This is a genomic window from Acinetobacter sp. YH12137 (genome assembly GCF_013418535.1).
Classification (GTDB): domain Bacteria; phylum Pseudomonadota; class Gammaproteobacteria; order Pseudomonadales; family Moraxellaceae; genus Acinetobacter.
Genome location: NZ_VPBW01000002.1, coordinates 194,117 through 206,907 on the forward strand (window position 1 = coordinate 194,117; position 12,791 = coordinate 206,907).

14 protein-coding genes and 1 pseudogene are annotated in these 12,791 nt (G+C 41.7%); 9 read left to right on the forward strand and 6 right to left on the reverse strand.

Features of this window, described 5'->3' with window-relative positions; genetic code table 11:
- Nucleotides 1-120: 120 nt before the first annotated feature.
- The 6 genes from FTU72_RS02105 to FTU72_RS02130 all read left to right on the forward strand — a co-directional run bounded on the left by FTU72_RS02105 (nt 121) and on the right by FTU72_RS02130 (nt 6,057).
- On the forward strand, nt 121-801 hold the full coding sequence (locus FTU72_RS02105) for a M48 family metallopeptidase (RefSeq protein WP_179992339.1): 681 nt from the start codon (nt 121-123) through the stop codon (nt 799-801).
- A 198-nt stretch (nt 802-999) separates the two neighbouring features.
- A complete protein-coding gene (argC, locus tag FTU72_RS02110; protein ID WP_179992352.1) occupies nt 1,000-2,055 on the forward strand; it encodes an N-acetyl-gamma-glutamyl-phosphate reductase in 1,056 nt (351 codons plus the stop codon).
- A 76-nt stretch (nt 2,056-2,131) separates the two neighbouring features.
- On the forward strand, nt 2,132-2,878 hold the full coding sequence (locus tag FTU72_RS02115; protein WP_180052339.1) for a DUF6776 family protein: 747 nt from the start codon (nt 2,132-2,134) through the stop codon (nt 2,876-2,878).
- 18 nt (nt 2,879-2,896) lie between these two features.
- On the forward strand, nt 2,897-3,310 hold the full coding sequence (gene clpS, locus FTU72_RS02120; RefSeq protein WP_034170359.1) for an ATP-dependent Clp protease adapter ClpS: 414 nt from the start codon (nt 2,897-2,899) through the stop codon (nt 3,308-3,310).
- Between the two features lie 9 nt (nt 3,311-3,319).
- On the forward strand, nt 3,320-5,596 hold the full coding sequence (clpA, locus tag FTU72_RS02125) for an ATP-dependent Clp protease ATP-binding subunit ClpA (RefSeq protein WP_034702512.1): 2,277 nt from the start codon (nt 3,320-3,322) through the stop codon (nt 5,594-5,596).
- Nucleotides 5,597-5,703: 107 nt separating this feature from the next.
- Nucleotides 5,704-6,057 (forward strand): YnfA family protein, encoded by a 354-nt coding sequence (locus FTU72_RS02130; protein ID WP_175967520.1) that lies wholly within the window; start codon nt 5,704-5,706, stop codon nt 6,055-6,057.
- A gap of 81 nt (nt 6,058-6,138) precedes the next feature.
- On the opposite strand, the gene FTU72_RS02135 is transcribed toward FTU72_RS02130, so the two are convergent.
- The 3 genes from FTU72_RS02135 to FTU72_RS02145 all read right to left on the reverse strand — a co-directional run bounded on the left by FTU72_RS02135 (nt 6,139) and on the right by FTU72_RS02145 (nt 8,401).
- Nucleotides 6,139-6,612: a hypothetical protein gene (locus tag FTU72_RS02135; protein WP_179992341.1), complete on the reverse strand. Its 474-nt coding sequence runs from the start codon at nt 6,610-6,612 to the stop codon at nt 6,139-6,141.
- Between the two features lie 103 nt (nt 6,613-6,715).
- Nucleotides 6,716-7,636, reverse strand: a complete 921-nt coding sequence (gene argF / locus FTU72_RS02140; RefSeq protein ID WP_004786004.1) for an ornithine carbamoyltransferase — start codon at nt 7,634-7,636, stop codon at nt 6,716-6,718.
- A 114-nt stretch (nt 7,637-7,750) separates the two neighbouring features.
- Nucleotides 7,751-8,401: a TetR/AcrR family transcriptional regulator gene (locus FTU72_RS02145; protein WP_179992342.1), complete on the reverse strand. Its 651-nt coding sequence runs from the start codon at nt 8,399-8,401 to the stop codon at nt 7,751-7,753.
- Between the two features lie 229 nt (nt 8,402-8,630).
- Here FTU72_RS02145 and prpB point away from each other — a divergent pair, with 229 nt between their 5' ends.
- Together prpB and prpC are read left to right on the forward strand one after the other, a co-directional pair.
- Nucleotides 8,631-9,515 carry a methylisocitrate lyase gene (gene prpB / locus FTU72_RS02150; protein WP_004785998.1) on the forward strand — a complete coding sequence of 295 codons (885 nt, stop codon included), beginning with the start codon at nt 8,631-8,633 and terminating at the stop codon, nt 9,513-9,515.
- A gap of 4 nt (nt 9,516-9,519) precedes the next feature.
- On the forward strand, nt 9,520-10,659 hold the full coding sequence (gene prpC / locus FTU72_RS02155; protein ID WP_034702497.1) for a 2-methylcitrate synthase: 1,140 nt from the start codon (nt 9,520-9,522) through the stop codon (nt 10,657-10,659).
- 77 nt (nt 10,660-10,736) lie between these two features.
- On the opposite strand, the gene FTU72_RS02160 is transcribed toward prpC, so the two are convergent.
- Nucleotides 10,737-11,351, reverse strand: coding sequence for a hypothetical protein (locus FTU72_RS02160; protein ID WP_034702494.1), 615 nt, complete (start codon nt 11,349-11,351; stop codon nt 10,737-10,739).
- Between the two features lie 108 nt (nt 11,352-11,459).
- Nucleotides 11,460-11,933 carry a CinA family protein gene (locus tag FTU72_RS02165; protein ID WP_034702490.1) on the reverse strand — a complete coding sequence of 158 codons (474 nt, stop codon included), beginning with the start codon at nt 11,931-11,933 and terminating at the stop codon, nt 11,460-11,462.
- Between the two features lie 254 nt (nt 11,934-12,187).
- Here FTU72_RS02165 and FTU72_RS02170 point away from each other — a divergent pair, with 254 nt between their 5' ends.
- Nucleotides 12,188-12,418: a hypothetical protein gene (locus FTU72_RS02170; RefSeq protein WP_034702487.1), complete on the forward strand. Its 231-nt coding sequence runs from the start codon at nt 12,188-12,190 to the stop codon at nt 12,416-12,418.
- A 254-nt stretch (nt 12,419-12,672) separates the two neighbouring features.
- Here the strand turns inward: FTU72_RS02170 and FTU72_RS02175 are convergent.
- A pseudogene (locus FTU72_RS02175) lies at nt 12,673-12,791 on the reverse strand (IS30 family transposase); the annotation flags it as partial.

Here is a 12,791-nt window from a genome sequence, read left to right on the forward strand (position 1 = left end):
TCAAAGGAGGGAAAAGTCTTTAATTTGATAAAGCTCCTCGAAACTTCTATAAGTTTGAACTTCCCCCTTTATTAAAGGGGGATCGAGGGGGATTAGTAAAATAACGATTAAATATAAAAAATGATCCTAAACGACCTGCCCGAAATTCAAATCACCCGAAATGTTCGCTCAACACGTCTCAGACTGCGTGTAGAGGGTGATCAAATCCGTTTAACCGCACCTGTATTTTGTAGCAAAAAACAGATTCAAAATTTTATTGACCAAGCGGAAAGCTGGCTACTCAAAACCTGGAAATTGCAGCAGGAAAAAAATCAAAGTATTGATAGATCTTTACCAGCAGAATTGCAGCTTTTTAATCAGACTTCACCCATTCAGATTGTTTATCAAAGTCAGAAGCAGAACTTCCTTTTTGATGCTGAAATATTACAGTTGTCGATTAGTGATCGAAATCCTGAAGGATATTTAAAAGCTTTTATTATTTCTTATGCCAAAGAGCAGCTGTCTGTTTATCTGAACAAAGTAAGTCAAGAAACAAGATTATCATTTAACATTTGTAATGTTCGCCAGCCGAAAACACGATGGGGCAGTTGTTCGGCCAAACATGACATTATGCTAAATAGCGGCATCATTTTATTTTCTGAAAAAATCGTGCGTTATTTATGTGTGCATGAACTGGCCCATACCCGGCATTTTGACCATAGTCCACGATTTTGGGCAGAGGTAGCAAAGCATGATCCAAATTATTTAATTCACCGTAAAATTCTGAAAAATACTGTCATGCCATATTGGTGGGCAGCTTAAGAATATCTTTAAAGGAACGAGGATAGTATTTATTTACTTCCAAATAGCCTAAGCAATAGGTATCATCCTCTCAAATTTTTTAAAAACACTCAAAATAAAAGGGTAAATAAAAAACCATCAATCCCTAGTGAAACAGTTTAGAAAACCTCAAGTTCCTGTCATACTACAGCCCATAAAGGAAACATCTAGTTTGAGGTAATCATCGTGATTTCAGTGGGTATTGTGGGTGGTACAGGTTATACAGGCGTTGAACTTTTACGTCTATTACTGCGACATCCGAATGTAGAGGTTAAAGCACTGACATCACGTACTGAAGCAGGCCGTCGTGTTGACGATATGTTCCCGAGTCTGCGTGGACATACGGATCTTCAGTTTTCTGATCTCAGCCTTGATCTATTAAAATCATGTGATGTGGTATTTTTCGCGACACCACATGGCGTTGCCATGAAACATGCTGAAGAACTTGTTGCTGCCAATACCAAGGTAATTGACCTTGCAGCGGATTTCCGTTTGCAAAATCTGGCACAGTTCGAAAAATGGTATGGCATGGAACATGCTTGCCCAGAAGTGTTAAGAGATTCTGTTTATGGTCTGTCTGAGCTTAACCGTGACCAGATCAAACAGGCGAGTGTAATTGGTAATCCGGGCTGTTATCCAACGACGGTTCAGCTTGGTTTGGCACCAGTTTTAAAGGCGGCAGAAGCTTTGGTAAAACCAGAAAGCATTATTATCGATGCAAAATCTGGGGTATCAGGTGCAGGCCGTAAAGCCAGCCTGGGCATGATCTATTCTGAAAATGCTGATAACTTTAAGGCTTATGGCGTTGCGGGCCACCGTCACCATCCTGAAATCGTAGAAGCATTAGAAAATATTTCAGGTCAAAAAGGCGTGTTTGACCATATCCTGTTTGTGCCGCATCTGGTGCCGATGATTCGTGGGATGTTATCAACGATTTATATCGATTTGACTGAAGCAGGTCAGGCAGCTGACTTGCAGTCACTGTACGAGCAGTTCTATGCCAATGAACAGTTTGTTGATGTAATGCCAGCAGGCAGTTCACCAGAAACCCGTTCGGTGCGTGGTGCTAACCAGTTGCGTATTGCACTATACAAACCACAACCAACCAAGCTGGTGATTCTGGTGGCTCAGGACAATCTAGTCAAAGGTGCAGCTGGTCAGGCAGTACAGAACATGAACCTGATGTTTGGCTTTGCAGAAAATGCAGGCTTGAATAATATTGGTTTATTACCATAAAAAACGTATTAGAACTTCACACACATTTAGATTTGGATTTAAATGTGTGTCTTGAACAAAGTATACAGAGATCAAAATGCCGAATAATGAGTCAAACATGACGATCCAGGAACCCTCTACAAAGAAACCATTGATGAAAGGCAATACACCTTTGCTAATCGGTGCTGCTGTGTTGATTCTGGGTAGTGGCTTGCTGGGCTATACGGTCGGGCATCGGCAAGGTTTGACTGCGGTAGGTTTTGAGGCGGATGCGGAACAACTGGTTGAAGTGGTACAAAAACAGAAAACTAGTCTGGAAACACTGAATAAATCTCTGAATACAGCGGTTCAGGAACGTGATTTGGCCGTTAGCAATGCCAATGATCTTTATCTGGCTGCAAATAAGGCGCGTGATGCCCAGGAGCAGGCTGAAAGCGTTGGTACGATCTACCGCGAGATCTTGCGTCAACGCGGTGGTTTAGCATTGACAGTTCAACATCTGGGGATTAAGGCATTGCCTGATAATGCCTTCGAATACCAGATTGATCTGGTTCAGGTCAGCCCAGGCAAAAATCGTGCTTCTGGTACAGTGGAACTGCGCTTGATTAAGGGTACTGAAATTCTGGTCGTGCCGCTTGAAGATAAAAACTTTAATTTTGACAATTACGAACGTTTGACTGGTCGCTGGACCATGCCTAAAGGTTTTAAACCAGAATTTATTGAAGTGCGCCTCTCAGGGACTAAGCCTGTGATTCGCCGTTTTAGCTGGGATCAGGGGAAAGCTGTTGAAAGCCAGTCAACAGTCCTGTCAGAGATTCCAAAAACTGAAGCAAATGCAAATTAAGTGTGAAATAGAAATCGTATGCCAAGCAATAAACGTCCAAAATGTTTAAGTGAGATCAAAAATTCTTTTTACGAGTCCGGCATGGTTGATTGGCATATTAGCCCGCGTTTAACAGACGAGCCTTTTCACGATGATGACGCTGACCTTGCAGTCCAGACTGCACCTCCTGAACTGAAGCGTCCACCGATGTATGCAGTGGTATTATTGAATGACGATTACACTCCAATGGAGTTTGTAATTGAAATTTTACAACAATACTTTGCAATGAATCTTGACCAAGCTACACAAGTAATGCTAACTGTACATTATGAAGGAAAAGGTGTAGCTGGGGTCTATCCTCGAGACATTGCGGAAACCAAAGCGAACCAAGTCAATAATTACGCTCGATCTCAAGGTCATCCTTTACTTTGCCAGATTGAGCCGAAAGATTAAGGGGGTTGCATGCTCAGTCGTCAATTAGAAGTATCACTACGTTTGGCTGTCAGCATGGCTCGTCAAAAGAGACATGAGTTCCTGACCGTAGAACATTTATTATTAGCTTTACTCGACAATGATTCTGCCGTGAATGCCTTAAAAGCATGTGGTGCAGATATTATCGTTTTGCGTAAAGAATTAGAAGAGTACGTAGAACAACATACCCCTAAACTCGGTGAAAATAGTGATCAGGCACCTCATCCTACAGAAAGTTTTGACCGGATTTTGCAACGTGCAATTTTCCATGTTCAATCCAGTGGCGGTGATCGTACTGTAGAAGGCGCCGATATTCTGGTTGCGATGTATTCTGAGCGTGATTCTTTTGCAGTTTATCTGCTTAAACGTCATCAGATTAACCGTCTGACTTTAACTCAGTACCTTTCTCATGGTACGCGTAAAGACGAAGTACAGTCTGAAGAAGAAATTGAAGAACTGGACGGTGAATCGGCCTCTTCCAATAATTCTGGTCCGCTAGAGTTATATACGACAAACCTGAATCAGGAAGCTCAACGCGGCAAGACAGATCCATTGATTGGCCGTGAAAAAGAAATTGAGCGGGCAGCGCAAATTTTATGCCGCCGTCGTAAAAATAATCCCTTACTTGTTGGTGATCCAGGTGTGGGTAAAACGTCGATTGCTGAAGGTCTGGCTTGGTTAATTGTGAATGGCAAGGCACCTAAGCCACTGGAAAATGCTGAAATCTATAGCCTAGACATCGGCGCACTGGTGGCGGGAACTAAATACCGTGGTGATTTCGAAAAGCGTTTAAAACAACTATTAAATGCCTTGAAGAAAAAACCAGATGCAGTACTGTTCATTGATGAAATTCATATGATCATCGGTGCAGGTTCAAGCATGGGCAGCACCATGGATGCATCGAATCTAATCAAGCCTGCATTGGCAAATGGTTCATTGCGTTGCATCGGTTCAACCACATTCCAGGAATACCGTCAGGTCTTTGAAAAAGATCATGCCTTGTCACGTCGGTTCCAAAAAATAGATGTGAATGAGCCTTCGATTACAGAAACAATTGATATCTTGCGTGGCCTGAAATCTAAATTTGAAGATTTCCACCATGTGCAGTATGACGATCAGGCACTGGTTTCTGCGGTTGAACTGTCAGCGAAATTTATTAATGACCGTTTCTTGCCAGATAAAGCGATTGACGTGATTGATGAGGCCGGTGCACAACGCCGTTTGAAAGCTGAGCAAGATGACAGCCTGATTACAGTTGAAAACATCGAAGACATTGTGTCCAAGATTGCCCGTATTCCACCGAAAACGGTTTCTAAAGATGACAAGTCTGTACTGGAGAACCTTGAGCGTGATCTGAAACGTGTGGTCTTCGGCCAAGATGAAGCAATTGAAGCTTTAGCTTCTGCGATCAAACTGTCTCGTGCAGGTTTGAAATCGCCTGATAAGCCAGTCGGTAGTTTTGTCTTCGCAGGTCCAACGGGTGTAGGTAAAACTGAAGTCACCAAGCAATTGGCGAAAATTTTGGGTGTAGAGCTGGTACGTTTTGACATGTCCGAATACATGGAACGTCATGCAGTCTCTCGTCTGATCGGTGCGCCTCCAGGTTATGTTGGTTTTGACCAAGGTGGTTTGCTGACCGATGCGATTCACAAAAATCCGCATTGTGTATTACTTCTAGATGAGATTGAAAAAGCGCATCCAGATGTATTCAACTTGCTATTACAAATCATGGATCATGGTTCCTTAACGGATAATAATGGTCGTAAGTCCGATTTCCGTAATGTGGTACTGGTTCTAACGACTAATATTGGTGCGGAAAGTATTTCCCGCGTCAGCATTGGTTTCATGGAACAGGACAACAGTAATGATAATCAGGAAGCGATGAAGAAAGCCTTCTCGCCAGAATTCCGTAACCGTCTGGACGGTGTAATTCAGTTTAAGGCATTGCCGAATACCATTATTGAAAATGTCGTGGATAAATTCCTGACTGAACTTCAGGCACAACTGGATGAGAAGAAAGTGGTGCTGGAGGTGGATCAAAGCGCACGCGAATGGATGGCTGAAAATGGCTATGACCGTTTGATGGGTGCTCGACCAATGCAGCGTCTGATTCAGGAACATCTGAAAAAACCACTGGCTGAAATGATCCTGTTTGGTGAACTGGCTGAAAATGGTGGTAACGTTTCAGTTTCTGTGAAGAAAGAAAATGGTAAATCTGTCGGTCTGAAACTTGAAGTCTTCGAAGATCAGACTGCTGAACCAGCTTAATCATTGAATAGATCATCATCAGACCCGTGTTCGCACGGGTTTTGTTGTTTTATTTGCCCTTAATTTATGTACTCTTGGTTTAAAGAGTTTCTGATTTAGCGGAATATATGGATATCCAAATTAGCAAACTTTTAACTACGTTTTTTCTATTTTTATTAACAGCATTGATGGAAATTTTGGGCTGTTATTTTCCTTACCTGATTTTAAATCAGGCGAAGAGCCAGTGGTTATGGGTTCCGACGGCATTAGCTTTAGCTGCTTTTGTCTGGCTTTTGACTTTGCATCCAGCCGCTTCTGGGCGTATTTATGCCGCCTATGGGGGAATTTATATTTTCTCAGCATTGATGTGGCTGAGATTCGTTGATCAGATCAGCCTTTCACGTTGGGATCTGCTTGGGGGAATCGTGGTCATTCTAGGTGCATTAATTATTATTTTACAGCCGCAAGGTTTGATCCGTTGACCGTCTGTTTATATTTACCAAAATAGAATTTATCAAAATATAAAAGGCAGCTAAAGCTGCCTTTATTGATTCTAGACAAGATTATTTTACATTACAGTCTTTCTGGGAGAGGTCAACATTATAAGTGTGTGTTTGGGAGCTGAGACTAAGTTCGATTTTATAAGGATTGACGATCTGATAGCGATGTTCAAAAAAGATCTGGCAGTTATTTAGAAGATTATTACGAATCACTTTAAGAACTTCTTTACGGCCTAAGTCTTTCTCAAACTGGCTAAAGTCGGGTGTCGTGATCATGCCTTTAAGCGTGGTTTTATTGGCTGTAAGTTGTAACTGCTCTATGATTGTATTCTGATCGATCTGTAGCGGTAAAGTCTTGGAATCTTCCGCACTTAGCACGGTAAGCAGCTCGTTCAGCTCAGCTTTTTTCTCAATTTTAAACTTGCTGTCCAGAATGCCTTTTCCTTGGAGATACTGGTCGAATTCAGAAGCATACACCGGTAAAGCAGCACTACTAAAACCTGCCAGGAGTGCCAAAGTCCAATATTTTTTTTGCATTGTATCGCATCACTTTTTATGTCATTTCAATTCTGATTATAAGAGCTGAAACAAAAAAAGCACCAGAGATTGGTGCTTAATTTGTGAAGATTTTTTGAAGGAATCAGTCTTTTTTCAGGTTTTCATTCAACAGGAATTCAACCAGTGCTTTTTGTGCATGAAGGCGGTTTTCTGCTTCATCCCAAACCACAGCATTTTTGTGATCCAGCATGTTTTCAGAAATTTCTTCACCACGATGCGCAGGTAAGCAATGCATGAACAGGCAGTCTGGGTGTGCAAGATCCATTAGGCGTTCATTCACCTGATAATCTGCAAAAGCTTTTTCACGGATTTTCTGTTCTTCTTCCTGGCCCATACTTGCCCAAACGTCAGTGACGATCAGGTCGGCATTGACTGCTGCATCTTCAGCAGTATCGACCAGTTCTACACAGTGTGCGAATTCAGACAGGAACTGTTCTTGAGGCTCATAGCCTTTCGGTGCAGCCACTTTTAGCTTGAAGCCCCACATGTGCGCTGCTTCGATATAAGAGTTACACATATTATTGCCATCGCCGATCCAGGCAACAGTTTTACCTTCGATCGAACCGCGATGTTCCAGATAAGTCTGCATGTCAGCAAGTAACTGGCAAGGGTGATGATCATCAGTCAAAGCGTTGATCACTGGAACTTTTGAATAAGAAGCAAAACGTTCTACGATATCGTGACCGAAAGTGCGGATCATCACAATATCCAGCATGCTGGAAATCACACGTGCAGAATCTTCAATTGGCTCACCGCGACCCAGTTGGGTATCGCGTGAAGACAGGAAAATGGCGCTACCACCAAATTGGCTCATGCCAGCTTCAAACGAAACACGCGTACGGGTACTCGATTTTTCAAAAATCATGCCCATCACTTTACCAACAAAGGGTTGGAACACTTCATTGTTATGCTGTTTGCGCTTAAGCTCAATTGCGCGTTGCAAAATCTGGTTAAGTTCTAAAGTTGATAAATCGCGTAAGGTGAGAAAGTGACGGAGAGCCATTCGTTACTCCACAATAATTGCCGAAAAACTCGATCAACAATCAGTTGTTGGTTAGTTTAAGAAAAAATACGGAATCGGCTAATATACTATAAGCAATGAAAAATGCAAAAAAAACTAGACTTTTTGATGACCGTCTAAAAATCGATCCACACAATAACTGATGTATTTGTCGATTTCCTGATCATCTTCCTGTACCGGAATTCCCATCAGAATCCGCCATTCCAGATTACGCAAGATGCCAAAATATAACTGGGCCGAATATTGCGGATTCTCGCAATGCAATAAACCTTGCGCATCTGCTTGTTCTAAAGCCGTGGCAATCGCACTTTGTACATGTACTGGGCCTCGTTCATGAATATGCTGCGCGAGTTCCGGATTACGCTGACTCTGTTCCAGCACCAGACGCATAAAGGCTGAATTTTCCGGTTGCATGATCTGATGATAAAAATTAAGCAGCGTATGTACCAGATAACTACGAAAATCCAGAGCCATCAGCTCGATCGGAATACTGATATCTTCAAAAAACTTGATACGACGATAATCGCAAATGGCCTTAAACAAGCCTTCTTTGTTGCCAAAGTACTTGTAAATAGAAGCCTTGGAACCGCCTGCATGCTGGACAATATCATCAAGAGAAACTGCATCATAACCATGTTCCAGAAACAGTTCGGTCGCAGAGATCAGCAGCGCAACGCAGCGCTCATGACCACGTTTGGTTTGTGGCAGATCTTTGGCGAGTGGTTCCAGATGAACAAGGTTTTGCATAGAGGATGGTATATCAACAGGTTATATAAACTTGGTAGTTCATCATAACAAATATATCCGCAGATTTCACAATCGGACCGGATGAAGGCGGAATTTATTCAGTGAATCAAGTAAAACTTAAAAGTTTGACTAAAGTTTTAGAGTTTTTATTCTATTGGCTTATAGCATCATGGTTTCAAATCGGTATACTCAAATCTCAATAATTATAGCCAAGACTGTGGAAGGGAAGATGACAGAACAAATGTCTGCAGGTTTAAAGTTTAGACAAGCGCTTGAAGTCGAAAAACCATTACAAATTATGGGCACAGTGAATGCCTATGCTGCCATGATGGCCAAACAGGTCGGCTATAAAGCCATTTATCTCTCTGGTGCCGGTGTTGCCAACTATTCTTATGGTCTACCTGATCTAGGCATGACCAGCCTAGATAATGTTCTGGAAGATGTGCGTCGCATTACTGAACGTGTGGATACACCCTTGCTGGTTGATATCGATACAGGCTGGGGCGGTGCATTTAATATCGCACGTAGCATCAAGCAGATGATTGCTGCTGGCGCTGCAGCTGTGCATATCGAAGACCAAGTTGCACAAAAGCGTTGTGGTCATCGTCCGAATAAGGAAATTGTGACCCAACAGGAAATGGTTGACCGGATTAAGGCAGCTGTCGATGCCAAAACCGATTCAAACTTTGTGGTGATGGCACGTACCGATGCATTACAGAAAGAAGGTCTGCAGGCAGTGATTGACCGTGCTTGTGCCTGTGTCGAAGCAGGTGCAGATGCCATTTTTGCTGAGGCAATGACGGATATTACGATGTATCGCACCGTATGTGATGCAGTTGGTGTCCCAGTATTGGCCAATATTACCGAATTTGGTGATACCCCATATTACACCACTGAAGAACTGGCTGAGCAGGGTATTCGCATGGTACTTTACCCGCTATCAGCCACCCGTGCGATGCAAAAAGCGGCACTGGAAGTGATGCGCTCAGTGCGTGAAAATGGTACACAGGTGCATGTTCTGGATAAAATGCAACCGCGTAAAGAATTATACGAATTTTTAGATTATCACAGCTTCGAAAACACATTAGATAAACTGTTCAAGCAGGAGAATTAAAACAATGGCTGAAGGAAAAGTACTCACTGGCGCAGGATTGCGCGGACAAGTCGCAGGCAAAACTGCACTTTCAACAGTAGGCAAAAGTGGTGCAGGCCTGACCTATCGCGGCTATGACGTACAGGATCTGGCAGAAAACTGTCAGTTTGAAGAAGTCGCTTACCTGATTTTCTTTGGTGAATTACCAACTTCAGAACAGTTGGCAGCCTATAAAGCAAAACTGAAATCTTTGCGTGTACTGCCACAAGCATTGAAAGAAGTACTTGAGCGCATTCCAGCGGACTCACATCCAATGGATGTGATGCGTACTGGCGTATCGATGCTGGGCAACCTTGAAACTGAACAGTCTTTTGATCAGCAACAGGATGTTGCAGACCGTATTCTGGCGACGCTACCAGCAATTATCTGCTATTGGTATCGCTATAGCCATGACGGCGTACGCATTGATGAAAATACCGATGATGATTCAATCGGTGCTCAGTTCCTTCATTTGCTACATGGCAAGAAGCCAAATCAGCTGCATGAACAGGTGATGAATGTATCCCTGATTCTGTATGCAGAGCATGAATTTAATGCTTCAACCTTCACAGCGCGTGTTTGTGCATCAACTTTGTCTGACCTGCATTCATGTATTACCGGCGCAATTGGTTCACTACGGGGTCCATTACACGGCGGTGCCAACGAAGCGGCAATGGACATGATTGAAAACTGGAAATCTCCAGAAGAAGCCGAGCGCAAAATGCTGGGCATGCTGGAGCGTAAAGAAAAAATCATGGGCTTTGGTCATGCGATCTATAAAGACAATGATCCGCGTAATGGCATTATCAAGCAGTGGTCTGAAAAACTGGCAAAAGATGTGGGTGATACTGTGCTCTATCCAGTATCAGTACGTTGTGAAGAAGTGATGTGGCGCGAGAAAAAACTGTTCTGTAACGCAGACTTTTTCCATGCTTCTGCTTATCACTTTATGGGTATTCCAACCAAACTGTTTACGCCAATCTTTGTGATGTCACGCGTCACAGGTTGGGCGGCGCATGTGATGGAACAACGTGCAGATAACCGGATTATCCGTCCGAGCGCGGATTATACCGGTCCAGAATTGCGTAAAGTGGTTCCAATTGCTGAACGCACTTCTGCTGCGTAAGCCAGAGATATTCTAAATATAAAAAATAAGGTCTCCACGAGACCTTATTTTTTTTCTGATTATTTATTGACGTTGGTTTAACGACTTAATAATGCTGGATCTTCAATATGATAACCGGTTTCGAATGGGAGGCCTAAGTATTTTACCGTCACCAGTATTTTATTCTGTTTCGGTACTTTATAAGTCTGGTTTAATCTTAAATCTGCTTTATAGCTGACTGCTTGTTGAACAGGACTTTTATACTGGCCAGATTGCACTCGATATTGATAAGTCCATTTTGGGACTTTCTGTTTAGGGTCATGCCATGCAGGGGCGGTACCTTTGCTGGTCTTTAATAGCTTAAGCTGGATGGCTTGCTTTCTCAGTGGTACCAGCGGAATTAGTCGCTTTTTAATTTTGGCAATTTCCTGGTTAAACTTACGGCTGTCCTGATCGTAGTCAATCTGCTTGGTTTTTGGATTGATATACAGGGAGTTCACCTGAATTAACTGATTCGGAGTTTTGGATTTAAAATTATAATAATACAGTTGAGGTAGGCGTCCGCGACCATCGAGATAATGCCGCAACAGATAAAGTTTCTGGTCTTTGACTTCATAACCCAAAACTTCAATATTCTGTGGGCCACCAACAGTGGCGAAAGCGGATACAGGAATACCAAGGGCGAGCAAAAGGGCTGCAATTCTTATTTTCATCACTGATCAGGCCTCATTAAAAAAACGTACTTTTATAGAAATAATTTAACTATAAATACAGTAGAAATAATGAAGTTTGATCAGCACTCAATATAAACAGTTTTAGCTTTAGGTGTTGAGTAGATTAATCATGTCATGTGCGATGACGGCTGCCAGTTTATTGAGACGTTCCTGTGGAGTACCTTTAATATAATACTGGAACTGGTGAGTCTGAAGACCATCATAAACAGCGGCAAAGAAAGTACCTTCCGGCTTATCTGGGGTCGCGCTACCGCCTGGTTTAAGCAAGCCTGTACAAGCAATAATCCAGTCAGCTTCCTGAAACATTTTTTTGCCTGCCTCAGCCAGAGCAACCGTTACAGGCATGGATTCAGCTGAATGGGTACTAATCAGATTCGGAGAAATTCCCAAGACATTAATCTTCACAGACGGATCGTAGCACACTAGACCACCCAGCAAGATTTCAGCACCTTCATTTTTGCAAATTGAAAACTGACTGGTTAAATAGCCAGAACTTGCACTTTCAATAAAAGCAATCTTGATGTTTCTTTGTTCCAGCAGGCCACAACATGTTTTAATCATAATGTCTATTTTGTCTTAGAAGGTAATCCTTATTCCAATGTAGTCCCATTTTGCTTTTGTATCAACTGTGAGATTATTTCTTTATTATGATGAAAGGTAAAATATTTTTGTAATTTTAGTATTCCAAACGTAAGTTTGGCAGTTGTTAAACTGATTGCTTAATGCTTGGACAATATTTGAAATTAATGGTTTTAACTTGCTCTGATCAGTGGTAAAAATAAAAATAAAGTGCGTAAGGAAAGTAGGTTGTAAGAATGAAAACCACAGTAAAGTATTCCGTATTAAAAAGTCTAGATTATCAACTGGGTACTCCTTTATTTCAGGAAGAAATTGAGGCAGATGGTCAATATTTTGATCAGATCCCAAGCATCATTCATTACCAGAATTTAAAGTTTAAAGTCAAAAGCAAAGAATTAAAGCGTTTATATCTGGCCGAAGAGCAAGAAGAAAGCCAAACCATTATTGTAAAAGTGGTCGCAATCTAAAAATAACTTATTAAAAATAAGCCTCTTAAAATAAGAGGCTTATTTATTGGATAAAGATCGTTAAAATAAAATTTGATTAGATTTAATAAAAAAATCTAATAATAATTTTAAAAATATAAAGTCAAGGTAAATTGGCAACTGAAAAGGCCTTATTTGTGATTCTATGTAATATATTCTGCTATTTAAAAATGGTTTTTTTCGTTTTTATATTTAATGATCTAATTTTTAGAAAATTAGGTTAAACATGGGCGAATTCAAACATGAGGTGCGACAGTTTCAAAAGCCTTATGATAATCAACAAGCTGAGCAAATTTCTCTAATGGTGTAAGCCAATCTAACGCTTTTCTAGGACGAGTATTCAGTGACATGGCGA

What these genes read in the sequence shown, in the direction of transcription:
- FTU72_RS02130 (WP_175967520.1), top strand. Translation starts at nt 5,704, where the DNA reads ATGGATATCCAAATTAGCAAACTTTTAACTACGTTTTTTCTATTTTTA.
- FTU72_RS02115 (WP_180052339.1), top strand. Translation starts at nt 2,132, where the DNA reads ATGCCGAATAATGAGTCAAACATGACGATCCAGGAACCCTCTACAAAG.
- FTU72_RS02135 (WP_179992341.1), bottom strand. Translation starts at nt 6,612, where the DNA reads ATGCAAAAAAAATATTGGACTTTGGCACTCCTGGCAGGTTTTAGTAGT.
- clpS (WP_034170359.1), top strand. Translation starts at nt 2,897, where the DNA reads ATGCCAAGCAATAAACGTCCAAAATGTTTAAGTGAGATCAAAAATTCT.
- argF (WP_004786004.1), bottom strand. Translation starts at nt 7,636, where the DNA reads ATGGCTCTCCGTCACTTTCTCACCTTACGCGATTTATCAACTTTAGAA.
- FTU72_RS02170 (WP_034702487.1), top strand. Translation starts at nt 12,188, where the DNA reads ATGAAAACCACAGTAAAGTATTCCGTATTAAAAAGTCTAGATTATCAA.
- FTU72_RS02145 (WP_179992342.1), bottom strand. Translation starts at nt 8,401, where the DNA reads ATGCAAAACCTTGTTCATCTGGAACCACTCGCCAAAGATCTGCCACAA.
- clpA (WP_034702512.1), top strand. Translation starts at nt 3,320, where the DNA reads ATGCTCAGTCGTCAATTAGAAGTATCACTACGTTTGGCTGTCAGCATG.
- prpC (WP_034702497.1), top strand. Translation starts at nt 9,520, where the DNA reads ATGGCTGAAGGAAAAGTACTCACTGGCGCAGGATTGCGCGGACAAGTC.
- FTU72_RS02165 (WP_034702490.1), bottom strand. Translation starts at nt 11,933, where the DNA reads ATGATTAAAACATGTTGTGGCCTGCTGGAACAAAGAAACATCAAGATT.
- FTU72_RS02160 (WP_034702494.1), bottom strand. Translation starts at nt 11,351, where the DNA reads ATGAAAATAAGAATTGCAGCCCTTTTGCTCGCCCTTGGTATTCCTGTA.
- prpB (WP_004785998.1), top strand. Translation starts at nt 8,631, where the DNA reads ATGACAGAACAAATGTCTGCAGGTTTAAAGTTTAGACAAGCGCTTGAA.
- FTU72_RS02105 (WP_179992339.1), top strand. Translation starts at nt 121, where the DNA reads ATGATCCTAAACGACCTGCCCGAAATTCAAATCACCCGAAATGTTCGC.